19 protein-coding genes, 2 tRNA genes and 1 pseudogene are annotated in these 24,846 nt (G+C 75.5%); 12 read left to right on the top strand and 10 right to left on the bottom strand.

Annotated elements, in window-relative coordinates; genetic code table 11:
* Positions 1–4 precede the first annotated feature (4 nt).
* Positions 5–1,381, top strand: a complete 1,377-nt coding sequence (locus RLT57_RS09045) for an AAA family ATPase (protein WP_311300640.1) — start codon at positions 5–7, stop codon at positions 1,379–1,381.
* A gap of 175 nt (positions 1,382–1,556) precedes the next feature.
* Here RLT57_RS09045 and RLT57_RS09050 read toward each other — a convergent pair whose 3' ends face one another.
* Complete coding sequence (locus tag RLT57_RS09050; RefSeq protein WP_311296857.1) at positions 1,557–3,395, bottom strand: eCIS core domain-containing protein; 1,839 nt, start codon at positions 3,393–3,395, stop codon at positions 1,557–1,559.
* A gap of 309 nt (positions 3,396–3,704) precedes the next feature.
* On the opposite strand from RLT57_RS09050, the gene RLT57_RS09055 reads away from it, so the two are divergent.
* The 4 genes from RLT57_RS09055 to RLT57_RS09070 all read left to right on the top strand — a co-directional run bounded on the left by RLT57_RS09055 (position 3,705) and on the right by RLT57_RS09070 (position 6,708).
* On the top strand, positions 3,705–4,082 hold the full coding sequence (locus tag RLT57_RS09055) for a hypothetical protein (RefSeq protein ID WP_311296858.1): 378 nt from the start codon (positions 3,705–3,707) through the stop codon (positions 4,080–4,082).
* A gap of 383 nt (positions 4,083–4,465) precedes the next feature.
* On the top strand, positions 4,466–5,191 hold the full coding sequence (locus RLT57_RS09060; protein ID WP_311296859.1) for a hypothetical protein: 726 nt from the start codon (positions 4,466–4,468) through the stop codon (positions 5,189–5,191).
* Positions 5,192–5,320: 129 nt separating this feature from the next.
* Positions 5,321–5,394: transfer RNA gene (locus RLT57_RS09065), tRNA-Lys, on the top strand.
* A gap of 57 nt (positions 5,395–5,451) precedes the next feature.
* The gene (locus RLT57_RS09070; protein ID WP_311296860.1) at positions 5,452–6,708 is read left to right on the top strand and encodes a phosphatidylglycerol lysyltransferase domain-containing protein; all 1,257 of its coding nucleotides are present in this window, start codon (positions 5,452–5,454) and stop codon (positions 6,706–6,708) included.
* 46 nt (positions 6,709–6,754) lie between these two features.
* Here the strand turns inward: RLT57_RS09070 and RLT57_RS09075 are convergent, their stop codons facing one another.
* The gene (locus tag RLT57_RS09075; RefSeq protein ID WP_311296861.1) at positions 6,755–8,233 is read right to left on the bottom strand and encodes an alpha/beta hydrolase; all 1,479 of its coding nucleotides are present in this window, start codon (positions 8,231–8,233) and stop codon (positions 6,755–6,757) included.
* 329 nt (positions 8,234–8,562) lie between these two features.
* On the opposite strand from RLT57_RS09075, the gene RLT57_RS09080 reads away from it, so the two are divergent.
* A complete protein-coding gene (locus RLT57_RS09080) occupies positions 8,563–8,991 on the top strand; it encodes an OsmC family peroxiredoxin (protein WP_311296862.1) in 429 nt (142 codons plus the stop codon).
* Between the two features lie 20 nt (positions 8,992–9,011).
* Here RLT57_RS09080 and RLT57_RS09085 read toward each other — a convergent pair whose 3' ends face one another.
* On the bottom strand, positions 9,012–10,256 hold the full coding sequence (locus RLT57_RS09085; protein WP_311296863.1) for a M6 family metalloprotease domain-containing protein: 1,245 nt from the start codon (positions 10,254–10,256) through the stop codon (positions 9,012–9,014).
* Positions 10,257–10,260: 4 nt separating this feature from the next.
* Positions 10,261–11,451, bottom strand: coding sequence for a M6 family metalloprotease domain-containing protein (locus RLT57_RS09090; RefSeq protein ID WP_399128321.1), 1,191 nt, complete (start codon positions 11,449–11,451; stop codon positions 10,261–10,263).
* 1,008 nt (positions 11,452–12,459) lie between these two features.
* On the opposite strand from RLT57_RS09090, the gene RLT57_RS09095 reads away from it, so the two are divergent.
* On the top strand, positions 12,460–14,100 hold the full coding sequence (locus tag RLT57_RS09095) for a putative bifunctional diguanylate cyclase/phosphodiesterase (RefSeq protein WP_399129802.1): 1,641 nt from the start codon (positions 12,460–12,462) through the stop codon (positions 14,098–14,100).
* 113 nt (positions 14,101–14,213) lie between these two features.
* Here RLT57_RS09095 and RLT57_RS09100 read toward each other — a convergent pair whose 3' ends face one another.
* Together RLT57_RS09100 and RLT57_RS09105 are read right to left on the bottom strand one after the other, a co-directional pair.
* Positions 14,214–15,986 (bottom strand): glycosyl hydrolase family 18 protein, encoded by a 1,773-nt coding sequence (locus RLT57_RS09100; protein WP_311296865.1) that lies wholly within the window; start codon positions 15,984–15,986, stop codon positions 14,214–14,216.
* A gap of 248 nt (positions 15,987–16,234) precedes the next feature.
* Positions 16,235–17,392, bottom strand: coding sequence for an LLM class flavin-dependent oxidoreductase (locus RLT57_RS09105; protein ID WP_311296866.1), 1,158 nt, complete (start codon positions 17,390–17,392; stop codon positions 16,235–16,237).
* A 289-nt stretch (positions 17,393–17,681) separates the two neighbouring features.
* On the opposite strand from RLT57_RS09105, the gene RLT57_RS09110 reads away from it, so the two are divergent.
* Together RLT57_RS09110 and RLT57_RS09115 are read left to right on the top strand one after the other, a co-directional pair.
* The gene (locus RLT57_RS09110) at positions 17,682–18,437 is read left to right on the top strand and encodes an IclR family transcriptional regulator (RefSeq protein WP_311296867.1); all 756 of its coding nucleotides are present in this window, start codon (positions 17,682–17,684) and stop codon (positions 18,435–18,437) included.
* Positions 18,438–18,494: 57 nt separating this feature from the next.
* Positions 18,495–18,568 (top strand) — tRNA-Lys (locus RLT57_RS09115).
* 89 nt (positions 18,569–18,657) lie between these two features.
* Here RLT57_RS09115 and RLT57_RS09120 read toward each other — a convergent pair.
* Positions 18,658–19,509: a pentapeptide repeat-containing protein gene (locus RLT57_RS09120; protein ID WP_399128324.1), complete on the bottom strand. Its 852-nt coding sequence runs from the start codon at positions 19,507–19,509 to the stop codon at positions 18,658–18,660.
* Between the two features lie 115 nt (positions 19,510–19,624).
* Here RLT57_RS09120 and RLT57_RS09125 point away from each other — a divergent pair, with 115 nt between their 5' ends.
* Positions 19,625–20,758, top strand: a complete 1,134-nt coding sequence (locus tag RLT57_RS09125) for a PP2C family protein-serine/threonine phosphatase (protein ID WP_311296869.1) — start codon at positions 19,625–19,627, stop codon at positions 20,756–20,758.
* Positions 20,759–20,822: 64 nt separating this feature from the next.
* Positions 20,823–21,017 carry a hypothetical protein gene (locus tag RLT57_RS09130; RefSeq protein WP_311296870.1) on the top strand — a complete coding sequence of 65 codons (195 nt, stop codon included), beginning with the start codon at positions 20,823–20,825 and terminating at the stop codon, positions 21,015–21,017.
* Positions 21,018–21,032: 15 nt separating this feature from the next.
* Here the strand turns inward: RLT57_RS09130 and RLT57_RS09135 are convergent.
* The 3 genes and pseudogenes from RLT57_RS09135 to RLT57_RS09145 all read right to left on the bottom strand — a co-directional run.
* A pseudogene (locus tag RLT57_RS09135) lies at positions 21,033–22,173 on the bottom strand (FAD-binding oxidoreductase); the annotation flags it as partial.
* 71 nt (positions 22,174–22,244) lie between these two features.
* Complete coding sequence (locus RLT57_RS09140) at positions 22,245–22,916, bottom strand: class F sortase (RefSeq protein ID WP_311296871.1); 672 nt, start codon at positions 22,914–22,916, stop codon at positions 22,245–22,247.
* A gap of 5 nt (positions 22,917–22,921) precedes the next feature.
* The gene (locus RLT57_RS09145) at positions 22,922–23,548 is read right to left on the bottom strand and encodes a hypothetical protein (RefSeq protein WP_311296872.1); all 627 of its coding nucleotides are present in this window, start codon (positions 23,546–23,548) and stop codon (positions 22,922–22,924) included.
* Positions 23,549–23,826: 278 nt separating this feature from the next.
* Between RLT57_RS09145 and RLT57_RS09150 the strand changes: the two genes are divergently transcribed.
* The gene (locus RLT57_RS09150; protein ID WP_311296873.1) at positions 23,827–24,606 is read left to right on the top strand and encodes an HAD-IIA family hydrolase; all 780 of its coding nucleotides are present in this window, start codon (positions 23,827–23,829) and stop codon (positions 24,604–24,606) included.
* Positions 24,607–24,846 lie beyond the last annotated feature (240 nt).

Raw genomic sequence — 24,846 nt, forward strand, 5'->3', positions numbered from 1 at the left:
CCCCCTGACGGACGGCCCCCAGACGTCCCCCGCACCCGCGGCGCTCTCCGCCGCCCGCCCCTTCGACCCCGCCGCCGAAGCCGCCGCGGCGACCGCCGCCATCCTGCACAGCACCCTGCACACCCCCGCCCGCGGTGTCGTCGTCGACTCGCCCCCGGGCGCCGGCAAGTCCACTCTGGTGGTCCGCGCCGCCCGCGAACTCGCCGCCGCGGGCGAGTCGCTGATGATCGTCGCGCAGACCAACGCCCAGGTGGACGACCTCGCCGACCGCCTCGCCACCGCCGACCCCGAGCTGCCCGTGGGGCGGCTGCACGGCGTCGACTCGCCGCCCGACCCGGCGCTCGACCGGCACCCCGCACTGGCCAGGTCCACGTCCGTCGCCGACCTCCGGGACCGCGCCGTGGTCATCGCGACCGCCGCGAAGTGGGCGTACGTCAAGGACGTCGAGCCGTGGCGGCACGCCATCGTGGACGAGGCGTACCAGATGCGTTCCGACGCGCTCCTGCAGGTCGCGGGCCTGTTCGAGAAGGCGCTGTTCGTGGGCGACCCCGGGCAGCTCGACCCGTTCAGCGTGGTGGCCGCCGACCAGTGGGCCGGGCTGAGCTACGACCCCTCGGCCAGCGCCGTCGTCACCCTGCTCGCCCACAACCCGGGCCTGCCGCAGCACCGGCTGCCCGTCTCCTGGCGGCTGCCCGCCTCCGCGGCGCCGCTGGTCTCCCGTGCCTTCTACCCGTACACCCCGTTCCGCAGCGGCACCGGCCCCGGCGACCGGCGGCTCGCGTTCGGCGTGCCCGGCGACGGCTCGGGTCCCGACCGGGTGCTGGACGAGGCCGCCGCCACCGGCTGGGGCCTGCTGGAACTGCCCGCCCGCCACACCCCGCGCACCGACCCGGAGGCGGTACGGGCGCTCGCCCTGGTCGTACGGCGGCTGCTGGATCGCGGCGGCCTCACCTACGACGCCCCGGACCCCGGCCCCTCACCGCTGACCGCCGACCGGATCGCCGTCGGCACCGCCCACCGCGACCAGGCCGCCGCGGTGCGCGGCGCGCTGGCCGCCCTCGGCGTGGCCGGCGTGGCCGTCGACACCGCGAACCGGCTCCAGGGCCGGGAGTTCGACGTCACCGTCGTCCTGCACCCGCTCTCCGGCCGCCCCGACGCCACCGCCTTCCACCTCGAGACCGGCCGCCTGTGCGTGCTCGCCTCGCGCCACCGCCACGCCTGCATCGTCGTCTGCCGCGCCGGCGTCGCCGAACTCCTCGACGAACACCCCTCCTCCGAGCCCGTCCGCCTCGGCGTCACCGTGAAGTTCCCCGACGGCTGGGAGGCCAACCACGCGGTCCTCGCCCACCTGTCGGAGCACCGCACCACCTGGCGGCCGTGACCCGCGGTCCGCGGAGCGCCACCGGCCTGACGGTCCACGCGGCGACCGCTCCGAGGCGCACGGGGATCCGGCCCGACACCCCGGACGACGGCACACCCGCGATTCGGCTCGACGACGCGGCCGGAGACCTCGTCATCCGGTCGTGGAAGGCCGGTGGGGCAGCCGTTCGTGCGGGTCAGGTGAGGGGGAGGGCCTCGAACCGGGACAGGGTGTAGGCCACCGCGATGCGGTTGCGGGGGGCGGTCGGGCCTGTCGGGTCGTTGGCGGCTCGCAGGGAGGCCAGCCAGGGGTCGACCAGGTCGCGGCGGGTGGGCTTGCCGGTGTCGGCGCGGCGCATCGCGTAGGCCAGTCCGCGCAGCACCGCCTGGAGTTGGGCCAGGGGTGCGTCGGTCGCGGCGGCGGCCGGGTGGGCGCTCTGCAGCTGCGCGTCGGTCTGGTCCTTGAACCGGCCGCTGAGGAAGGCGTAGTAGCCCCGGCCCGCGATGGCCACCGGCAGGGTCAGCGGGTTGGTGAACGTCTTCGTCCCGTTGCGCACCGGCCGGTGGGTCGCACCGGGTGCGACCGCCGCGTCCGCGACCACGACGGCGCGTACCGGCGCCGCCGCCCAGGCACCGTGGAAGGTGTGGGCCGGCGGGGCCGCCGGGGCGGTGTCGTACATCTGGAAGTAGTAGCCGATCCGGGGCCGGAGAGCGCCGTCGGCGACCTCGTGGGTCCTGGCGTAGTTCTCCAGCGTGATCACGTCGGCGCCGTCCCGGGCCACCACCCCGGCGTAGTGGGCGTTCCAGATCCGGGACCTCTCCAGCACCGGGTCACCGGCCCGGGACACGTCGGTGCTCACCTCGGAGTTCATCGCGCTGACGCCGACCGGCACGTGCAGCAGCGAGCAGATGGTGAATCCCTCGCCGACCTCGGGGGACGCGTACTGGTTGACGCCGAAGTGCTGCGCCGCCGAGGCGCCTTTGACCGCCCGCAGCGTGCCGGCCCGCAGCGCCGCGCCGTAGGCCGCCGCGATGACCCGCATGGTGGCGGCCTGCGCGACGCTCTGCGGCTGCCCGCCCACCGCGGCCGGCGCCGGCGCGACCAGGAAACGGGCCACCTCGTACTCCGGCGCGGCGCTGGGCAGTTCGCCGAGGTCGGCGGCCAGGCGCGGCGTCAGCTCGCCGACGCCGAGCGCCGCGGCGATCACGTTGTCGCAGTTCTGCGGTCCCACCGCGTCGAACCAGCGGCCGCCGAAGGCGCGCAGCGTCACCCGGAACAGCACCTGCCCGCCCACGGTGACGGTCTGGGCGCCCGGCCCGGTGTCGGCGGCGAGCAGCACCTCGGAACCGACAGCCTGGCGCCAGGCGTTGCTCTCCGCGATGACGTCCGGGTGCGCGTAGAACACCTTCGGCTGGCGGAGCGCGAGGTCGCAGTCCTCGACGGCCATCCGGCCGCCCGCCGAGACCCGCAGGGTGACGCCGGTCGGGTCGGCCGAGACGAGGTTGAGGTTGTTGGCGGGTGTCAGGAAGGACACGCCGGGGTTGGCCGCGCCGAGGGGTGCGGCGGCGTTGGCGTTGTTCTGGCCGACGAAGGCGTCCTGCGAGGCGGTCGGGTTCGACCAGATGCCGGCGCCGACGGTGACCCCGGCGCCGGCCCGGCCGGGGGGCGCGACGACCGTGTAGTACTGGACGGTCGGGCGGGCCGCGCCGCTCCCGGCGGCTATCCGCACCGGCCGCCCGTGCGCGAACCGCTCCCCCGCCGCGTCCGCCTCCGCCTCCAGCGCCCAGCGGCCGGCGCCGCGGCCGGTCCGGCCGGTCCGCTGCTGCAGGACGTGGGCCACCTCGTGCCCCAGCACCTTTCGCCCGTACGGGTCCTCGGGCCGGAACGCGCCGGGCGCGAAGTGCATGTCCGCGCCCAGCGTCCAGGCCACCGCCGCCCCGGCGGCACCCCGGTGCACCCGCACCCTCCCCAACTCCGCGCCGAACAGGCTCTCCAGCTCGCGCCGTACGTCTGCGGGTAACGCTGACGATCCCATCGAGACCCCCTCCCGGCGGAGGCGCCGCCCCCCATCGGGCACGCCTTCCGCTGACTTGCCGTCAGTTTAGGCGCCTTGCGGTGATGTGGGGGCCAAACGTCGGTGATGCCCTGATCGGCACCCCGGGAAAGCGTCGGGAACCAGCCGGATCCCCGAGGGCGCGACCCGCGGCTCTTTGGCGCGGCCGCGCCGCCGCCCGGCGCGGCCGGCGGTGGCGACGCCGACCGCCCGTCGGCCGCTCCGCCCCGGGGGCGGGACTTGCGGCGGGCGGGAGAATGGGGGGGTGGACCGACGCACGGAGGTAGTCCTATGAACGAGCCGCAGCCGGCTCAGCGGCCTCAGGAGCCCCGCGGGGCGCGGGAGGGGAAGCCGAAGCGGCCTGTCTCGTTGCTGTTCGAGCCGGGGGCGCCGGTGGAGGAGGACGGCGACCGGTTCTTCGACCTGGAGTCGATGGAGGACCCCGGGCAGCTGCTCCTGCGGGCGACCGAGCTGGCGCTGGCGTTCCGGGCGGCGGCCGAGCGGGCCACGGACTTCCAGGCGATCGCCGCCGCGCAGCTGACGGATCCCCGGCGGTTCGACCGACTGACGTACCCGGTGCTGGCCGAGCGGGCGGGCTGGACCGAGGAGTACGCCCGGCGGATGGCCGAATACGGGGAGGGACTGCTCAAGGAGGGCGGGCCGGCCTAGGGTCTGTCGTGGGGATCTTTGTGGGTGGCGGAGCGGGGTCCGGTGCGTGCGGCCGCGAGGCCGGGGAGGGAGGCGACGTGGTGTGCCGCCGACCGACGAAAACGCGGCAGGTGTGCGGGCCGGGACCCGCGACACCGCGGAGATCCACCCGGCAGACCCCAGGGCCCGCCGTCTGGATCTCCACGGCCCGTACCGGCCGCGCGCCGACGCCCGGCAGGGGCGCGTTCGCGGGGCCGGGGGCGCGGGAGGGCGCTCACGGGGTGACTGCGGAGTGTGCCGACGCGGTCACCGTGCGCGCCACCGTACTCCGCACCGGAGGTCTCCGTCCCCGGTTCGGGGGATCCGGGCGGCGGCGGCGCGGCCGGCCGGTACCTGTTGTCGGCATGGACGAACAGCGTGTCGTGGACGTCGCCGGTGAAGCCCGGCGGCCGGAGCACTCCGGCGGTGCGACCGCCGAGGGAGCCGCCTGGCTCACGTCGGCCGCCGCCCGGCCGGGCGGCGCCGCGGCGGCGTGGCCGCCCCGGCCCACCGCGCCCGGTGTACTGCGGTGCGGGACGGTCTTCGACGTGGTGAACCTGCCCGCGCTGTTCGGGCGGCGGGTGCTGGCGCAGTTGTGGGCGGCCGGGTCCGGCTGCGGGCCGGTGGCCGTGCACCGCGGCCGGGTGCTGCTGCTCGTCGCCCCTGGCACGGCCCAGCGGCTGCCGTCGCTGCTGAGCTGGGAGGAGTGGGGGGACAGGGTGCCGCCGATGCTGTGCCACGGCGTGGGCGACGCGGTGACCCTGCCGCCGCTGCGCGCCCCCGCGCCGGACCGGCGCCGCCCGCCCGAACCGCACCGCGCGGACCCGCACCGCCCCGAACCGTCGCATGACGCCTCCGGGCCGGACCCGCACCACCCGCCGGAACCGCGACACCCCCCGGCGGACCCGCACCACCCGCCGGAACCGGAAAGGGCGGCGGAAAGGACAGGAGAAGCGCAGCCGTGTCCGGACGGCTCCGGCTCGCGCTGGGTGGTGGCGCCCGACCGCCGCCATCCCTGGCTGCCGGGCGCCGAGCACGTGCTGTGGGCCTGCGTGCGGGCCGCCCGCGGCCTCCGTGGACAGAACAGCTAGCGCCGCGCGGCCTCCCGCGGCAGAGCGCTCCCGCGCAGGTCACCGCGGCCGGCGGCGCCCGGCCACGGGTCGCCGGCCATGGATTTTCCTCCGCCCGCGACCGGGTGCTAAGGTCTACGACGTCAGCAGGCGCCGCTAGCTCAGTTGGTTAGAGCAGCTGACTCTTAATCAGCGGGTCCGGGGTTCGAGTCCCTGGCGGCGCACCTGGTCACGAAGGCCCTCCGCTTGCGAGCGGGGGGCTTTCGTCGTGCCCTTGACCCATGGGGCACTGGCTGGGTGACGCGTACCGTGTGCGCGTCGTGGACACCGGCCGTGAACCCCTCTTCCTGCTTCTGCCGGGCCTGCTCGGCTCGTTCCTCTTCATCCGGATCAGCGCGCGGATGATCCGGCGCGGCGCGAAGTGGTGGCCCGGCAACGTCCGGCCCGGCGGGACGCACATCCACCATGTCGTGTTCGGCCAGGTGATGATGCCGGCCGGCGGGGTCGGCGCGTTCGCGGTACGCGGCGGCGGACGGGTGGCGTACGACCTGCTGGCGGTGCTGTTCGGGCTCGGCTGCGGGCTGGTGCTGGACGAGTACGCGCTGGTGCTGCACCTGGAGGACGTGTACTGGAAGGAGGAGGGGCGGCAGTCCGTCGACGCGGTGATCCTCGCGGTGGCGGTGATCGGGCTGCTGCTGGTCGGGCAGGCGCCGCTGGGCGGGTACGTGGGCGGCCGGTCGTACCGCTCGTACCCGGTGGCCGCGGTGCTGGTGGCGTTCGTGGTGCTCTGCCTGATGACGGGCAAGGTGTGGACCGGCCTGCTCGGCGTCATGGTGCCGCTGCTCGCGGTGGTGGGGGCGCTGCGGCTGACCCGGCCGGCGAGTCCGTGGGCGCGCTGGCGGTACGCGGCCGGGCCCCGGCGGATGGCGCGGGCCGAGCGGCGCGAGGACGGCATCCACCGGCGGTTCACGGCGGCGATGACCGCCGCCGGGTACTCCGTGGTGGTGCGGCGGGAGAGGGGTGTCGGCGCGGCGGAGTGGGGGCGGCTCGCCGCGCTGGCGGACGCCTGGCGTCGGTGGCGCGGCGGGGTGGAGCCCGGGCGGGTGGGGGACGCCGGGGACGGGGAGTGCGTGGTCGCCCAGTGCCCGGACCCGCGCGGGCGGGCCCGCGCGGTGCTGGCGTTCGTGCCGTGGGGGCCGGACGGGCTGGCGCTGGACCTGGTCTGGCGGGACCGGGAGTCGGGGCGGGCGCCGGTGGACTTCCTGCTGACCGAGGTGCTGCTGCGGGCGAACGCCGGGACTCCGCCGCTCGACGGGGTGCGCCGGGTGTCCTTCAACCTGGTCCGGCGGCCGTCCGAGCCGTACGGCCCGCGCCGCCAGGAGCGCTACCTGCTGTTCGAGCGCCGGGCCGAACTCCCCCGGGTGCTGGCCGCGGGCGCCCTCGCCGAGGGCCTCCGCGCCAAACGCCGCCTCCTGCCGCCCCCGCCGACACCCCCGCCGACACCCCCCGCCGCGCGCCCGGCCGAACACGGCCGCTGAGCGGCGGCGGTGCGCGGCGCACCGGCCCGCGGCCGGGGATCCCGCGTCAGCAGGCCGCGCCGTCGGGTGGCAGCGCGCCCTCCAGCAGGTAGGCGTCCACCGCCTCGCGTACGCAGGCGCTGTGGGCGAAGTACGCGCCGTGGCCCTCGCCGCGGTAGGTGAGGACGTGGCTGCCGTTGCCGAGGGCCTTGGCCATGCCGCGGGCGCCGGGGTACGGCGTGGCGGGGTCGCCGGTCGTGCCGACCATCAGCATCTGGGGGGCGTGCGGCGCGGCCACGTGCCGGGTGGCGTCGCCGCCGCGGGGCCACCCCGTACAGGCCAGCAGCGTGGCCTCTATGCCGCGGCCGAAGACCGGGGAGGCGGCGGCGAAGCGGGCGTCGAGGGCGCGCAGCTGCGCCGCGGTGCGGCGTTCGGAGGTGTCGCGGCAGTCGATGGCGAGCTTGGCGGTCTCGGTGTTGTCCTGCGGCTCGCCCGCCCAGTCGCCGACGGCCTCCGCGCCGGACGCCTGCGGGTACGCCAGCCGCATCATCGAATCGCCGTCGCCGCCGCGGACCGCGCCGAGGGCCTGGCGGAGGTAGGGCCAGCTGTCCTTGGAGTACAGGGCGTTCTGCACGCCCCGGAGGTAGTCCGCGTGGTCCAGGTCGCCGATGTCGGTGGGGAGGGTGCCGCCGTCCAGCCGCCGGGCGTCCGCCGTGATGCCGGCCAGGACCTCGGCGGCGTCGCGGCCGGGCAGCGGGCAGTCGGCGGCGGCGCAGTCCGCGGCGAAGGCGGTGAGCGCCTTCTGGAAGGCGCGGGCCTGGCCGAGCGCGGTGGCGGCGGTGTCGAGCGCCGGGTCGGGGACGCCGTCGAGCACGATACGGCCCGCGCGGGCCGGGAACTGGTGCGCGTAGACCGCGCCGAGCCGGGCGCCGTAGGAGAAGCCGAGGTAGGCCAGGCGGTCGTCGCCGACCGCCTGGCGTATGACGTCCAGGTCGCGGGCCGCGTCGGGGGTGCCGAGCCAGGGCAGCAGCCAGCCGGAGAAGTGCGTGCACGCCTCGGCCAGCCGGGCGGGGGTGGTGACGCCGCTGAGGTCGCCGCAGTTCACCGGCGCCGAGCGGGCGACACCGCGCGGGTCGAAGCCGATCAGGTCGTAGCGCCGGTTGAGGCCGGCCAGGTCCTCGGCGCGGGCGTCGAGTTCGGTGACGCCGGAGACGCCGGGCCCGCCGAAGTTCACCGCGAGCGCCCCGAGCCGCAGCCCCGGCCCGGTGGCGGGCAGCCGGCTGACGGCGACGTCGAGGGTCATGCCCTTGGGGTGCCGGTAGTCCAGCGGCACCTCCACGGTGCCGCACTCGGCCCTGGCGGGCGCCTCCGCCTCGGGGCAGGCGCCCCAGTCGACGCTCTGCCGGTAGAACCCGCGCAGCCCGGCCGCCGCGCCGGCGGCCCCGGTCACGGGGGTGAGCGCGGCGGCCCCGGTGACCGGGGTGACGCCGATCAGCCCTCCCACCAGCGCGGCGGTCAGCCGCCGCAGCCCACGTGATACGGCCATGCGCCCAACGTAAGCGGCCCGGACCCGGCCCGCACCTCGCGGGCCCCGCGGCGTCCCCGGCGTATACCCGCTGCGTACAGTTCCCTGGCAGCCCGCTTCGCGCGGGTTGGGCCACCACGACAGGGGGATCTCCCGCGTCATGCCCGCGGCTACACCTTCGTGACGGTCTCCCAGCTGCCGGCGCCCGGCGGGCCGCGGCGGGCGCGGTCTACAAGTGACGCGAGGGGACGGCGGGTACGGCCAGGCGGGGCGCCCTGTCACCGCGCCGGGTCCCGCGGCGGGGTAGCGTTCAGCCGCAGGCACGGTACGTACCTCTTGGAGGCTTCATCATGGCAACCACCCGCACCGCGACCACCCAGTGGAAGGGCCCGCTGATCGGCGGCGCCGGCACCGTCTCGCTGGACACGTCCGGCGTCGGCACGTACGAGGTCTCCTGGCCCTCGCGCGCCGAGGCCGCGAACGGGAAGACCAGCCCCGAGGAGCTGATCGCCGCGGCCCACTCGTCCTGCTACTCGATGGCGCTGTCCAACGGCCTGGCCGGTGCCGGCAACCCGCCGGAGACCATCCAGACGGTGGCGAACGTGACGTTCCAGCCCGGCGAGGGCATCACCGGCATCACCCTCTCGGTGAAGGCCCGGGTGCCCGGACTGGACGCCGAGGGCTTCGAGGCCGCGGCGCAGGACGCCAAGGCCAACTGCCCGGTCAGCAAGGCGCTCGCGGGCGTGAACATCACCCTTGAGGCCGAGCTGCTCAGCTGACGGCTCCGGCCGGCCGGTCCTCAGCGGCGGGTGACGCGGACCTCCCACTCACCCGCCGCGCTGTGCGCGAGCACCCGGAAGGACGCCCCCGAGTCGGCGTCCTTCCAGCTCTCCCCCACCCCGAAGGGCGCGTCGTTCAGCGAGTTGAAGGCGCCGCTGCTGAAGTCGCAGGCGGAGGTGAGCGGATGGGCGTCGGTGACGGTCACCGGCCCCTGCCCGGAGTCCACGTCGGTGCGCACCCGGTACGCCAGCACCCCCTCCCGGCAGGCGTCCACGTCGTTGCCGGCCGCCGCCCGCACCTCCAGCACGTACGCGCGGGCGGGCCCGTAGGGGATGATCACCGCCTTGCGCCCGCCGGGTACCTCGATCGGGCGGAGCGTGTACGTGGCCTGGCCGCTGCCGGTGTCGCAGGCGATCTGGCCGTCGGTGAGCCAGCCGAGCCGCCACTTGTGCCAGGCGAACACGTCCCCCTGCAGGCCCCAGTCCAGCGACATGGTGTCCCACTGCCCGGCCAGCACGTCCGTGCGGGCGAAGTCGTCGGCCGCGTAGAGGTCGGGCAGCCCGAAGGTGTGGCCGTTCTCGTGGCTGAGGACGCGTGAACCCGACTGGTCGTGCCCGTAGATGAGCGACACCTTGTCCAGGTGGGCGCCCTCGTCGGTGGTGACGGCCGAGGCGCCGGTCCAGGTCACCGAGAGCACCGCCTCGTCGGCGGGCGGCCCGGCGTTGGGCGTGACCAGGACGTTGAGGATGTCGTAGCCGCGGAAGTCGATGCCGCGGTCCGCGGCCTTGAGCAGGTCGCGCATCATCGCGGTGTGCGCGTCCCAGCCGTAGCCACGGCCGATCCGGTACGCCGTGAACGGCCGCGGCATGCGTATCCAGCGCAGTACCGGGGTGGACTCGTAGTCCAGCCGGCCGAACGAGGCGCGGGCGTACCACTGCCTGACCGCGGGGAAGAACTCGCCGTAGCGCTCCCGGGCGCCGTAGGGGGCTCTGGCGTCGGGGAAGTCGATCATCACGGTGAGCGCCCGGACGGTCCCGGTGGAGGGCGCGAACTCCGCTCCCGGCCCGCGCGCCGCCTGGTCGGGGAAGCCCTCGGACATCGCGACCCCGGGAACGGCCCGCAGCGCGCAGGGGCGGCCCGCGGGCGGCGGCGAGGCGTGCACGGCGGGGCCGTGCGGACCCGCCGAGACGGCGGAGCCGACGGCGAGCAGACCGACCGCGGTCAGGGCCAGCAGCCGCAGCCCGGTGCGCAGCACCGCCGCCACGGGCCTAGACCCCGCTTCCGGAGCGGCTGCCCGGCAGGCCTTCGGTGACGCGGACCGTCCAGGTGCCGGCGGCGGCGCGGGCCGTGACCGTGACCCGGGTCGAGCCGTCGGGCAGTGCGTAGGACTCCCCCACCCCGAGCGGCGCGTCGGCCAGCGGCGGGTACACCGAGGTGGCGGGGCACGCCGAGCTGCCGGGGTGGCCGTCGACCACGTCGATCGGGCCGTCGCCCGACTCCCGGTCGGAGCGCACCCGGTAGAGCAGCACGCCCGCGCGGCAGGCGTAGCGGTCGTTGCCGGTGCGGTCGCGGGCCTCGACGGCGAGCGCGGTGTCGGCGCCGGTCCGGACGACCAGCAGCTTGGTGCCGCCGCCGGTCTCGTCGGGGCTCAGGTCGTAGTACGCGGTGCCGGTGCGCGACACGCAGCCGACCTGGTCGCGGCCGAGCCAGCCGAGCTTCCACTTGTGCCAGGCGAACGGGTCGGGCGCCAGCCCGAACTGGCTGCCCATCAGGTCCCAGTCGCCGACGTGGGTGTCCCAGTCGGCGTTGCTGCCGGCGGGCGGCCGGAAGTACAGGTCGGGCAGGTCGAAGACATGACCGGTCTCGTGGGCCAGCACGTTGTGGTCCGGCGGGTGGTGCTCGAAGACGGTGACGAGCCGGCGCAGCGGGGTGCCGTCCACGGTGAGGGGCGTGGCGAGGTTGACGACCTTGGTGGCGTCGGAGTCCACGCCGGGCGCGTCCGGGTCGGCGATTAGGTACACCACGTCGTAGCCGTGGAAGTCGGTGACCGGGTCGGCGGCGGCGATCGCGTCCCGCAGGTAGGCGGTGCGCTCGGTGGCGTCCCAGTCGCGGCTGATCAGGTAGTCCGTCGACGGGTGCGGCATCCGCAGCCAGCGGGTCTGCGGGTGGACGTGCAGCCGGAACCTCCCGAACGAGGCCCGGTCGAAGAACCGGGCGGTGCCCGGGAAGTGGTCGGCGGCGACCTCGGCCGGGGTCAGCCGCGGCTCGCCGTCGGGGAACGACAGGAAGACCATCAGCGCCCTGACGTCCCCGGCGGGGTGCGCGTAGTCGCTCTCCCAGCCGTCCACCCCTTCCGAGTGGTGCGCGGCGGTCCGCGGCAGCAGGCACAGGCTCCCGGCCGCGTGGGCGGCCGGGCCGGTCATCAGCGTCCAGGCGACCAGGCCGGCGAAGCCGGCCACCGCCGCGGCGGCCGACCGCAGCGCCCGCCGGTGCCGCGGCGCCGCCCGGCCGGCGGCGGCGCGGCGCGTGACGGGAGGGGCCGCGGGCGGGGCGGCGGGCCGGCCCGGGGCGCCGCGGTGCCGCTCTCCTGACGGATCGCCTGCTGCGCTGCCTGACCGCCGCACTGTGACCTCCGGAGGACGAGCGCCCCCTTTCGGAGCACCTCCATCACCTTGCTATGGAATAGGGAGGTTTGCGGTGTTCGGCTGGTCCGTGCGGGTGGCACCCGGCGGGTCCGGCCGGCGGGGCTCCCGGCGGCCCGGCGCACACTCCCGCACCACCCCGGCGCCGGAGTCACACCACCCCGCCCGGCTACCCTCCGTAACGGTGTACGGATGGCGATCAGGTGATCGAGCCGGAGACACCCGGACGGACAGTCCACCGGTACGCGTGCCGAGAATCATCATGCCGACGCTGGAACACCGACTCCGCCAGCCCATATGATCGCCAGGGAGACGAGCGCGAACAGGGAGCAGGCCATGGGCGGACCTTCGGGCGGCCCCGGCGTCGAACCCGAAAGCACCGAAAGCACGGCACACGTCATCACGCAGAGTAATGCCTTGCCCTCGACTGCCCGGGTCGACGAACCGCGGGAGAGCACTGTGCGCGCGGCGGCGTCCGGGAACGCCGAGCGGTGCGGCGCCGTGCCGCACGACGCGGACGCCGGGGGCGGCGGCACGCCGCGGGCCGGGACCGGCGGTGCGCCGGACGCCGGGCCCCGGGCGGCGGGCGGCCCGGAGACCGACCCGCGGGAAGCCGGCGCCCGCGAACCGGGCGCCGCCGATACCGGCGTCCTAGAAGCCGGCGCCTCCGCGACCGGCCCGCGCCCCGCAGGCCCCCGCCCCGCCGGACCGCGCGAGCCGGCCGACCGGCGGACCGCCCCGCGCGACGGCACCGACCGGGAGCCCGGTCCCGGCGAGGCCGAACCGCGCGACTACCGCGCCGCCTTCGCCGTCGCCCCGTCCGCCATGGCCCTGCTCGGCCCGGACGGCACCGTCCTCGCCGCCAACGCCGCGCTCGCCACGCTGCTGCGTACTTCACCCGAACGGATGACATCGGTCGGGGCCGGACCGCTGCTCGGCCTGACCGGCGACTCGCACACCGGGGCCGCCTTCCACGACGTGCTGACCGGCCGCCGCGACCGGCTGCGCTGCACCCGGCGGATCGCCCGCCCGGACGGCAGCAGCCTGCGCGCCGAGATCACGCTGGCGCACACCGGCTCCCGGCCGCTGCTGCTGACCGTCGAGGACGTCGGCGAACGCGACACGCTGCGCGAGCAGTTGCGGCACCTGCGGATGCACGACCCGGTGACCCGGCTGCCGAACCGGGCGCTGTTCTTCGAACGGCTGGCCGCCGCCTGCGAGGACGCCCCCCGCCGGCGGCACCGCGGCGCCGCCGGCGCCACCGGCCGGATCGGCCTGTGCTACCTGGACCTGGACGGCTTCAAGGCGGTCAACGACACGCTCGGGCACCACGTCGGCGACGAACTCCTCACCGCGGTGGCCGCCCGGCTGCTGGTCTGCGCCAGGCCCGGCGGGCATCTGGTCGCGCGGCTCGGCGGCGACGAGTTCGCCCTGCTGCTGCGGGACTCCACCGGGACCGGGCAGGCCACCGCACTCGCCGCGGCGGTGCTCGCCGCGCTCCAGCACCCGTTCGACATCGCGGGGCACCGGCTCGCGGTGTCGGCCAGTATCGGGGTGGTGGAGCGCGAGGCGGCCGGCGCCTCCGCGACCGGGCTGATGCAGGCCGCCGACACCACGCTGTACTGGGCCAAGACCGACGGCAAGGCGCGCTGGACGCTCTTCGACCCCGAGCGCAACGAGCACCGGATGACCCGGCAGGCGCTGTCGCGTACCCTCCGGCAGGCCGTCGTCCGCGGTGAGTTCGTCCTGGAGTACCAGCCGCTGGTGGCGCTCGACACCGGCGAGCTGCGGGGCGTGGAGGCCCTGGTGCGCTGGGAGCACCCGCACTTCGGCCGGCTGGCGCCCAACCGCTTCATCGGGCTGGCCGAGGAGGACGGCTCGATCGTGCAGCTGGGCCGCTGGGTGCTCGCCGAGTCGTGCCGGCAGGCCCGGAGCTGGCAGCAGGCGTACCCGGCGACGCCGCTGGTGGTCAGCGTGAACGTGGCCGTCCGGCAGATGTGGGACTCCGACCTGGTGGCCGACGTCGGCGCGATCCTGCGGGAGACCGGGCTGCCGGCCCGGCTGCTCCAGCTGGAGCTGACCGAGTCCGCGGTGATGGGCTCGGCCGGCCGGCCGCTCCAGGCGCTGCACGCGCTGCACGAGATGGGGGTGCGGATCGCCATCGACGACTTCGGCACCGGCTACTCCAACCTCGCCTACATGAGCCGGCTGCCGGTCTCCGCGCTCAAGCTGGACGGCTCCTTCGTACAGGGCTTCCGCTCCGCGGAGCACCCCAACCCCGCCGACGAGACGATCGTGGAGGCCCTGGTGGACCTGGCCCACCGGCTCGGCCTGACGGTCACCGCGGAGTGCGTGGAGAACGCCGAGCAGGCCGAGCGGCTGCGCCGGATCGGCTGCGACACCGGCCAGGGCTGGCACTACTCCCGGCCGGTGCCGGCCGCGGCGATCTCCGAGCTGCTGCGCTGAAGGGCCCGCGTCCTCGGGGGGAGTGAGGACGCGGGCCCGGTACAGGGCGCTCAGCGGCGCTCGGCTGGCGGGACGGACGGGTTACGTGTCCGGTGCGGCAGCGGCGTCAGCCCTCAGCAGGGGCCGTTGTCCTGCCAGACGCCCCACTGCCCGGTGGTGCCGGGGACCTCGTTGGTGGTCCACCACTTCGCCAGCCACTTGTGGCCGGCGTAGGAGACCTGGTCGCCGCCGACGTAGATCGCGGTGGCGCTCCAGGCGGGCAGGCTGCCGCAGGCGGCCGGCGGGGTGGTCGGCGGCGTGGTGGGCGGCGTGGTCGGCGGCGTCGTGGGCGGCGTGGTCGGCGGCGTGGTCGGCGGCGTCGTGGGCGGCGTGGTCGGCGGCGTCGTGGTGGTGGAGCAGCCGGTTGCCGAGCCGTTGGTGGCGGTGACGATCTTGTTGAAGAGCGTCGCCGACGCGTCCAGGTCGAGCAGCGAGTACATCATCGAGCCGCCGAGGCCGTGGCAGTGCGCGTAGTCCGCCTTGGCCTGGATGGACTGGGCGCCGAGCCCGGTCCAGAACTCGGTGCCGTTGTAGAAGTAGTTCGTCTGGCTCGCCGTGTCGTAGAAGGTGTCCGCGGCGTTGTCGACGAACCCGGTGAGCTCCTTGTAGTACGCGGTGCCCGCGGTGGCGCTGAGGCTGCGTGCCGCGGCCGGGCCGGTGGCCGAGGAGTACAGGCCGTGATTGCTGCCCGCCGGCACCCCGGTCCAGCCGCGGTAGTAGAGCGGGTAGCCCATGGTGATCTTGTCGGCCGGGAAGCCGCCGGCGATACCGTAGGCGGCGTCACCGGTGGTCCACGCCGTGATCGCCGCGTCGGTGCTGTACTTCTCGGTGCCGGGCGCGATCGGCGACGACGGGTCGCTCGGCGACTGGTACAGCGGGTCCTGGAAGTTGGTGGGCCCGGTGGTCTCGAAGGCGCCGTGCATGTCGTACGTCATGATGTTCGCGTAGTCGAGGTAGGCGCTGATCTTGTTGGTCTCGACGTTGGCGATCTTGTCCTGGCCGGCCGGCAGGGCCGCGGTGAGCAGCATGTGCTTGCCGCCGTTGGCCGCGCCGTAGGCGTCCAGCTCGGTGCGGAACTCGGCCAGCAGCGCGGTGAAGTTCGCCTTGTCCGCGGTGCTGTAGTGGTTGCCGGTGTGGCCGTTGGGCGAGCCGGGGTACTCCCAGTCGATGTCGAAGCCGTCGAAGATGCCGGCCGCGGTGCCCGCACCGCCGTAGCCGCCCTGCACCGGCAGGTTGCCCTTGATGAACATGTCGATGCAGGAGCTGACCAGCTTCTTCCGGCTGGCGTCGGTCTTGGCCGCGTCGGAGAAGTACTTGGAGTACGTCCAGCCGCCGATCGAGGCGACGATCTTCAGCTGCGGGTGCTTGGCCTTCAGCTTCTTCAGCTGGTTGAAGTTGCCGACGATGGGCTGGTCCCAGACGTCGCCCACACCGTCGACGCTGTCGGCGGCGCCGAACGACTTCTGGTAGTCGGCGAAGGCGTCGCCCGCGCCGTCACCGGCGTTGGGGTTGCTCTCGTTGCTGGCGTCGGACGCCTTGGTGGCCTCGAAACAGGTCAGGTTGGTCGGATCGATGTTCTCGAACGAGTAGTTGAGGATGTCCAGCTTGCCCGCGACGCCCGAGGTGTCGAGCTGCTTCGGGTAGTACGCGTTGCCGTACACGCTCCACTGGTCGTAGTACGCGATCTTGACGCCGCCGCTGCTCGCCGCGGCGGCGGCGGGCTTGGCCGCGGCCGGCGCGGGGGCTGCCTGGGCGGAGCCCACACCGGTGACGAGCGCGGTGAGCGCTCCGACGGCGAGGGCGGCGCTGGTGGCGGCGGCGACCAGCGCTCTCTTCCTGGACTGCACGAGTACCTCCGGGGGGAGAGGGAGGAACAACAGGGGGCTGTTGAATGGATAACCCCTCGTCAAGTGCGCGTCAATGGTCTGAACCAGACTTGGACTAGACCAATCCGGAGCCGCAGGACCGGCCGCGGATCGTTCACGACCTGAGCAAAGCCGCTCGTCAACCGGGTGACGAGCGGCTTTAACGCTGGGTTAAGGCAGGCCCCACACTCTGTTCCGGCATTGGACCACCGGAGCCCGGAAATCGGTCCTTAACCTGCCGCGGACTCCCCCGTCACGTGCCCGCCGGCCTTCACCGTGGCGTCCTTCGGGAAGCCGTAGACGTCGGCGATCAGCTCGTACGAGCGCAGCCGCGCCGCGGGGGTGTGCGTGTTGGCGGTGATCACCAGCTCGTCCGCGCCGGTCCTGGCGACCAGCTCGTCCAGGCCGGTACGGACCGTCTCCGGGTCGCCGTGGACGACGTCCCCCACCCAGGAGTCGACGAAGTCCAGCTCGGCCTGGCTGAAGGCGTACGCCTCCGCCTCCTGCGGCGTCGGCAGCAGACCGGGCCGGCCGGTCCGCAGCCGGAGCATGCCCAGCGCGCCGCTCAGCACCTGGCGGCGCGCCTCGGCCGGGTCCTCGGCGGCCAGCGCGCCCACCCCGATCGAGGCGTAGGGCCGGTCCAGCACCTCCGAGGGCCGGAACGACTCGCGGTAGAGGGCCAGCGCCGGAATGGTGTTGGCCGACGAGAAGTGGTGCGCGAAGGAGAACGGCAGCCCGAGCGCCCCGGCCAGCCGCGCGCTGAAGCCGGAGGAGCCCAGCAGCCACACGCTCGGCCGGCCCGCCGACTGCACGCCGCCCTCGGCGCTGCCCTGCACCGGGCCGGGGATGGCGTGGATACGGGTGTAGGGGTGGCCGTCGGGGAAGTCGTCGTCCAGGAAGCGGGTCAGCTCGGCCAGCTGCCGGGGGAACTCGTCGCCGGCCTCGCGCAGCGAGTCGGTCCGGCGCAGCGCCGCCGCGGTGGCCCCGTCGGTGCCGGGCGCCCGGCCCAGACCCAGGTCGATCCGGCCGGGGGCCAGCGCCTCCAGGGTGCCGAACTGCTCGGCGATGACCAGCGGCGCGTGGTTGGGCAGCATCACCCCGCCCGAGCCCAGCCGCAGGATCCGGGTGTAGGCGGCCAGGTGGGCCAGGATGACGGCTGGCGAGGAGCTGGCCACGCCGGGCATCGAGTGGTGCTCGGCGACCCACATCCGGTGGTAGCCGCGGGTCTCGGCCACCTTGGCGATCTCCACGCTGTTGCGCAGCGAGTCGCCGGCGGTCAGGCCCTCGCCGACGGTGGCCAGGTCCAGTACCGACAGCGGTACGGGCGCGGAGCCGCGGGCCGTGCCCCGGATGCCGTACCGGTCGCTGCCCTGTCGTTGCTCACCCACAGCGGGCGCCTCCTGATGGTCGTCGTGCCGTTGTCGTCTCGCTGCCGAACAGCGGGGTGCCGGGGTGCCGGGTCCGCCGTCGGCGACAACCGGAGCCGCCGTCCGGTTGTTCCCGGCGGCGGCGTGCGCCCGATCACCGAGGGCAGCGCCAGGGGTATATGCCAGAGTGACCAGGTGCTGCACACACGCCCGCCGGGCGCCGGAGCGCCGCCCCGACCGCCCTTACCGTAAAGGCTATTGGGGCTATCGTGGAGAACGCGAAGCGGCCAGACCTTTCAGGGGAGCCACCGTGGCGTCAGACCACCGAACGTCGAGTCCGGTGCACGCGGTCCGGTACGCGCTCCGCGTACTGGAGTCCGTCGGCACGCACCGGCACGGCGTGACCGCGGAACAGCTCGCCCGCGAGGTCGGGGTGCCGCCCGACTACCTCGGCCAGGTGCTGGCGACCCTGCACCGGGAGAGGTACCTGGGCCTGCTGCCCGGCGGCGGATACGTGATCGGGGAGTCCGCGGTGGCGCTGGGCGCCGCGGGCCGGGAGGGCGCGGCGGCCGAGCGGCTCCAGGCGGTCCTGGCGGAGCTGCGGGACGAGATCGGCGCGGCGGTCTACTTCGGCCGCTACGAGGACGGCGAGATCCGCGTCGTCGACGTGGCCGACGGCCCGGGCACGCCGCGGGTCAACGAGTGGGTGGACTTCCGCTCCTCCGGGCACGCCAGCGCGATCGGAAAATGCCTGCTGGCCCAGCTGGACCACAACGCCCGGGTGGACCACTTCGCCCGGCACCGCCCGGCCCGGCTGACCTCCCGCACCGAGGTCGACGAGCAGGTCCTGCTCGGCCGGCTGGAGCGGCAGCCGGCGACCGTGCCCACCCTCGACCTCCAGGAGTACGCGGTCGGCACGGTGTGCGCGGCCGTCCCGGTCACCCTCGGCCGGACCGCCGCCTGCCTGGCGCTGTCCATGCCCGCCACCAGCGCGCACCGGCTGCGGGCCGCCGCCGACGTGCTGCACGGGCGAGCCGCGCCGGTCCTGCTCTCGGTGAGCCTGTGAGCCGCCGCCGGTTTGGGTTACGCCCTGGCCATCGGGTACGATCTTCCTTGTCAGCAGGCGCCGCTAGCTCAGTTGGTTAGAGCAGCTGACTCTTAATCAGCGGGTCCGGGGTTCGAGTCCCTGGCGGCGCACCTGAGATGCCGAAGGCCCTCCGCTTGCGAGCGGGGGGCCTTCGGCGTAGCCGGGCGGCGGGTCGTACGACGGGGGTACGCGCCGGGCGCTACGCCCAGTGCGCAGGGCGGTCCAGGGCCGGTGGGAACACGGTACGGGTGTCGCCGCGGGCCGCGTTCAGCTGGGACTGGGTGAGGAAGAGCGCGCCGGTCAGGTCGGCGCCGCGCAGATCGGTGTCCCTCAGGTCCGCGCCCAGGAGGTCGGCCAGCCGCAGGTCTGCCGCGCGCAGATCGGCGCCGATCAGCAGGGCGCCGCGCAGGCCCGCGCCGCGCAGCGCGGCGCCGCGGAGCCGGGCGCCGACCAGGTCCGCGCCCCGGTGGTCGGCGCGGCGGCCCGGCACCCGGGCCCGTACCGTCTCGCTGACCCGCAGCAGCAGCTCCCCGACCGCGGCCCGCTCGGCCGCCGGGTCCACCGCGGCCAGCTCGGCGGGGGCCAGCCGGGTCAGCGTGTCGACCCGGTGCCAGGCCCGCTCGGTCTCCTCCCGGGCGACGCCGTGGTCGCGGGCCTCGCCGAGGTACCAGAGCAATTCGTGCAGCTGCCGCAGCAGCGGCAGCGCGGCGAACATCGCCCGCCCGCCGTCCGCGGCGGCCCGCCAGTCCTGTCCGCCGAAGGTCACCTGCGACAGGTGCTGCCCGGCCCCGAAGCAGTCGTAGACCGTGCACCCCTTGTACCCGCTGCCGCGCAGCCCGGCGTGGATCCCGCACCGGTGCGCCCGGTCCAGGTTCCGGCACGCCTCGCCGGCCTTCTTGTCCGCCGCGAAGTCCGCCGACCTGCTGAACGCCAGCGCGACGCAGCACAGCCCGAAGCACTCCCCGCAGTCCGCCCGCAACCGCTCCCGCACCGCACGTCCCGCTTTCCCCGCCACGGATCCCGGCGGCCCGGTGGGTCCGCCGCCGCCCATGGTGCCCTATCGGGCGGCGGCGGACCGCGCGGGCGCCGCGGCCCTGCGGTTGCGCGGCCGGGCGGAGGTGGAACGCTTGACCTGATGCCGTCCGATCGCCAGATGGGTAGCCCGTGTGAAGCGTGCCTGGTCGAGGTTCATCGGAGTCCTGCAGCGGATGGAGGGCCTCTACCTCTCGCGTATGGGGATCTCGCTGCCGCTCGCGGTGATCGGCCTGGTGGTGCTCTCGGACCTGCTGGCCGGCCGCGACCACTACCTGACGCCCGGCATCGTGGTCGCGCCCTCGCTCGCCGCGATCACCGTCAAGTGGCGCGGCACCCTGCTGGTCTGCCTGCTCGGCGCCGGCGTCCAGGGCGCGCTGGCCCCCTACGACGGCGCCGTCGACATCCCGGACCACGACGTGATCTTCGGCCAGCTCTTCGCCTACGGCATCGTCTCCGTCTTCAGTGTCTACATCTCCTGGCGCCGCGAGACCGGCGCCCGCGCGTTCACCGCGATCACCTCGGTCGCGGAGGCCGCCCAGCAGGCGCTGATGCAGACGCCCGCCCCCCGGGTCGGCTCGGTACGGCTCGCCGTCCGCTACGTGTCGGCCGCCGACGCCGCCCAGATCGGCGGCGACCTGTACTCCGTGCTGGAGACCCCGCACGGGGTGCGGGCGCTGATCGGCGACGTCCGCGGCAAGGGCCTGGCCGCGGTGCAGACCTCGGCGGTGGTGCTGGGCGCGTTCCGGGAGGCCGCGTACGACGAGGGCGGGCTGGACTGCGTCGCCGAGCGGATCGACCTCAGCGTGCGCCGGCACGTGACCACCGGCGACTTCATCACCGCGCTGTTCGCCCAGTTCGACCGGCCGGACAGCGTGGAGCTGCTGCACTACGGCCATGTGGCGCCGCTGCGGGTGTCCCCCGACGGCTCGGTGGAGACGCTGGACCCGGCCGACCCGTGGGTGCCGCTGGGCCTGGCCGACATGGTGGCCGGCGGGCCGACGTCCTGGCGGGCGCCGCTGCTGCCCGGCGACGTGCTGGTGCTGTGCACCGACGGCGTGATCGAGGCGCGCAGCCCCGTGGACCACAGCTTCTACCCGCTGGCCGAGCGGGTCGGGCCGCTGGTCGCCGGCTCCGCGCCCGAGCTGGACGCCGCGGTCGAGCGGGTCTACGCGGACCTGCTCCGGCACGCGGGCGGGTCGCTGTCCGACGACGTGGTCCTGCTGCTGCTCGCGCCGGTCCCGCACCGGCTGGTCGGCGCCGCGTAGCGCCGGGTGCGATCCCCGGCCGCCGCCCCGCCCCGGCCCCGCCCCGCCCCGCCCCGGTCAGCGGGTGGCCCGCTCCAGCGCGACCAGCACCGACGCGTACGGCTCCCCGGTGGCGTTCTCCATGCCCAGCTCGCACATCCGGTTCGCCGACTGGTACACCTCGTACCCGCGGGCGGCGACCTCCTCGGCCTCCCGGCGGGTCGCGGCGGCGGTCAGCTGCGCGTGCGCCGTGCCGCGGTTGGCGCACGCCGGGTGGTAGACGGCCGCCGCGCCCCGCCGCCGGCCCGATCAGACCGAGGTCGTCGCAGATCCGGCGGGCGGCCCGTTCGTACGCGGCCAGTCCGGCGTCGTCCGCGGCCCGGAACTCCACCAGCAGCGCGGCGCACCGCGCCGGTACGCCGGGCAGGCCGGTGGCCCGCAGCACCCGCTCGTCCGTCAGCTCGACGGCCTCGGCGCCGGCCCGGGTGAACAGCGGGACGGCCGCGGCGGCGGCCAGCGAGGGGAAGAAGAGCAGCCCGGCGGCGACCGCGGGGCGCAGCGGCAAGGGTCGTGTAGACCGCCTCGGCGACGGAGCCGAGCGTGCCCTGCGAACCGATCATCAGGCCGCGCAGGATCTGCGCCGGGGTCTCGCCGTCGAGGAAGGCGTCCAGCCGGTAGCCGCCGGTGTTCCTGATCGCGTGCCTGGCCCGGATCCATGCCGTCGGCTCCGGGTCCGCCTCGATCCCGTCCCGCAGGTCCAGCAGCCCCTGGCACAGCTTCGGCTCGGCCGCCGCCGGCGCGGTGTCGGCCTCCGGGTCGCCGGTGTCCACCACCGTGCCCGACGGCAGGACCACGGTGAGCGAGGCGACCGTGCGGCAGGAGTCGCGGCTGACGCCCGCCGCCGGCCCGGACGCGTTGCCGGCCAGCACCCCGCCCACGGTGGCCGCCGCCGCGCTGTCCGGGTCCGGGCCCAGCACCCGGCCGTGCCGGGCCAGCGCCGTGTCCACCCGGGCCAGCACCGTCCCGGGCAGGATCCGCGCCCGCACGCCCCCGTCGGCGCCCGCCTCCACCGCGACCCCGCCGAAGTGCCGGCGTACGTCCACCAGGATGTCCTCGCCCTGCGCCTGCCCGCGCAGGCTCGTCCCCGCCGCCCGGAACACCAGGTGCCGCCGCTGCCGGCGGGCGTACCCCATCAGCTCGACCACGTCCCGCACGCTCCCGGGGGGCCACCACCACCTGCGGCACGAACCGGTACGGGCTCGCGTCCGAGGCGTACCGGACCAGGTCGGCACCCGCCCCAGCACCTTCTTGGCCCCCAGCAGCTCCGCCAGCTCCCGTGCCAGCCCGGCCGGCGCCCCCGCCGCCCGCGCCTCCTGCACCCGGTCGCCCGCGCCCTCGGCGAACAACGGCCCCTCGTTGTCCTCCTGCACGGGCATCCGGACCTCCACGACGGGGATCGCACTGCGGACCCCGACATAAGCGGGCCCGCGGGCCGCCGCCCGTCGCGCTACGCCGGGCGGGAGCCGGTGAGCACGGCGTACACGACGACGTTGGCGGAGTAGGTCCGGGCGGTCCGGTCGAAGGTGCCGCCGCAGGTGATCAGGCGCAGTTCCGGGCGGCCGGTGGAGCCGTAGACACGGGTGGCGTCGAAGCGGGCCTTCTGCACCACCTCGACGGCTTCGACGGAGAACTCGGCGACCGTGCCGTCGGCGCGGGTGACGTCGACCTCGGCGCCGGCCCTGACGGTGCTCAGGCCGTAGAAGACGGCGGGGCCGGTCCTGGTGTCGACGTGGCCGACGACCAGCGCCGCGCCGGCGGCGCCGGGGGCGGGACCGTCGCGGTACCAGCCGGCCACGCCCGGTGTGTCGTACGGCGGCGGCTCGACGGCGCCGTCCCGCAGCCCGCGCCCGACCAGGTCCGCGTGCACGGCGATCGAGGCGATGTCGAGGTGTTCGGGGAGCGCGGCGGGCAGCGGCCCGTGCGGCGCGTACAGCCGCGGGGGGTGGTCGCCGGCCGCGGCGGCGAGGGCGCGCGGGGCGGTGCCGGTCGCGGCGCCGGCCGCGGCGCCGCCTTTGTGGTGGCCGGCCAGCCAGACCGCCGACAGGAGCAGTCCGGCCGCGAGGGCCGTCCACTTCCGGCCGGCCGGCCCGGTACCGGGCCCGTCCGCCCCTTCGGTCATCCCGGTCAGCCGCGGGCCGCGCTGCGGCGCCGGCGGACGAGCAGCCCGGCCAGGCCCGCCGCCGCGAAGCCGCCGGTGGCCAGCAGCGCGCCGGTGCTGGTGCCCGCCGCGGCCGGACCGGCCGCGAGCTGGGCGGTGCCACCGCCTCCAGCGGGCACCGGCCGGTCCGGCGTCGGCGGCCGGTCCGGTACACCGCCGCCGGCCGCGGTGACCGTGACGGACGCCGCCGCGGAGCTGGTCACGCCGTCGCAGTCCACCGCGATCGCGTACGAGCCGTCGGCCGCGTCGGACCTGATGAACGCGCTGCCCTCCAGCCCCCTGCCGTCGCCGGCCGGGCCGAGGGCCACGCTGTCCACGAAGACGTCGGCGCTGGCGCGGGCCTGCTGCCCGGCCGTGCAGGAGGTCGCCAGGCGCAGCGCCACCACCCCGCCGGGGGCGACGGTCCGCGGCGTCACGTCCATCGGCGCGGCCGAGCCCGACGACAAACCGCTCGGACTGCTGCTGGTGCCGGTGCCGCCCGACTCCGCACCGCCCTCGTCGGCGACGGCCTGTCTGGAGGTGGACATCCCGCCGACGGCGAGCGCGATCGCGACGCCCACGGCGGCGACGGCGGGGACTTTCGGACCGGACATGGGCGACCTCCGCTCAGCCGGGGGCAGGGCCGCACCCGGTGCTTCGAACATCCCGTCGGCCCCCCGCGCCCGCACCCCGGGCGGCGGATCGCTGGCCCATCAGGGTGAGCGGGGCGCTACGCGGTGTCACGGGCACGGCCGGGGCCGCGCCGCCGGGCGCGGCGGCGCGCGACGCGGTCGGTACGGGACCGCCGGCCGCCGCGGGCCGGGCCGCGGACGGGGTGTGGCATGCTCGCGGAGTCACCTCGTGAGCCCGCGCACGGCAGGAGTCCGCACCCATGACAGAGCGCAAGCCCGTCGCATCGTGGCTGACCGACATGGACGGTGTGCTCATCCATGAAGGCGTCCCGGTCCCCGGGGCCGACGCCTTCCTCAGGCGGCTGCGCGAGTCGGGACGGCCGTTCCTGGTCCTGACCAACAACTCCATCTACACCCCGCGCGACCTGCACGCCCGGCTGACCCGGATGGGCCTGGACGTCCCCGTGGACCGGATCTGGACCTCCGCGCTGGCCACCGCGAAGTTCCTGGACGACCAGCGGCCGGGCGGCACCGCCTACGTGATCGGCGAGGCGGGACTGACCACCGCGCTGCACGACGCCGGCTACGTCCTGACCGACTCCGACCCGGACTTCGTCGTCCTCGGCGAGACCAGGACGTACTCCTTCGAGGCGCTGACCAAGGCGATCCGGCTGATCAACGGCGGTGCCCGGTTCATCGCCACCAACCCGGACAACACCGGCCCGTCCCCCGAGGGCGCGCTGCCGGCCACCGGTTCCGTCGCCGCGCTGATCACCAAGGCCACCGGCAAGGACCCGTACTTCGTCGGCAAGCCGAACCCGCTGATGATGCGGACCGGGCTGAACGCCATAGGGGCGCACTCGGAGACCTCCGCGATGATCGGCGACCGGATGGACACCGACGTGCTGGCCGGGCTGGAGGCGGGCATGGAGACGTTCCTCGTCCTCACCGGGCTGACGGCCAGGGCGGACATCGACCGCTACCCGTTCCGGCCGACGAACGTGGTCGACTCCATCGCGGACATCGTCGAACTGGTCTGACCCCGGGACCCGCCCCGGCGTCGGCCCCGCCGTCCGCCTCGGGGGCCCCGCCACCCGGTGCGGCGCCCCCTCTCGCGGCCGCACGGGCCCGCGCCCCCGCCCCGGCACCGGCACCGGCACCGGCACCGGCCGCCCGGAGGCCGCCGGCCCCGCGCACGGCGCCCGCGGCGCCGCCGCCGGAACCGCCGCGACCGGCCCCACCACCGCCGGCGCCCCCGGATCCGGCGGCACGCGGCGCAC

It is taken from the genome of Streptomyces sp. ITFR-21 (assembly GCF_031844685.1).
Taxonomy (GTDB): Bacteria; Actinomycetota; Actinomycetes; order Streptomycetales; family Streptomycetaceae; genus Actinacidiphila.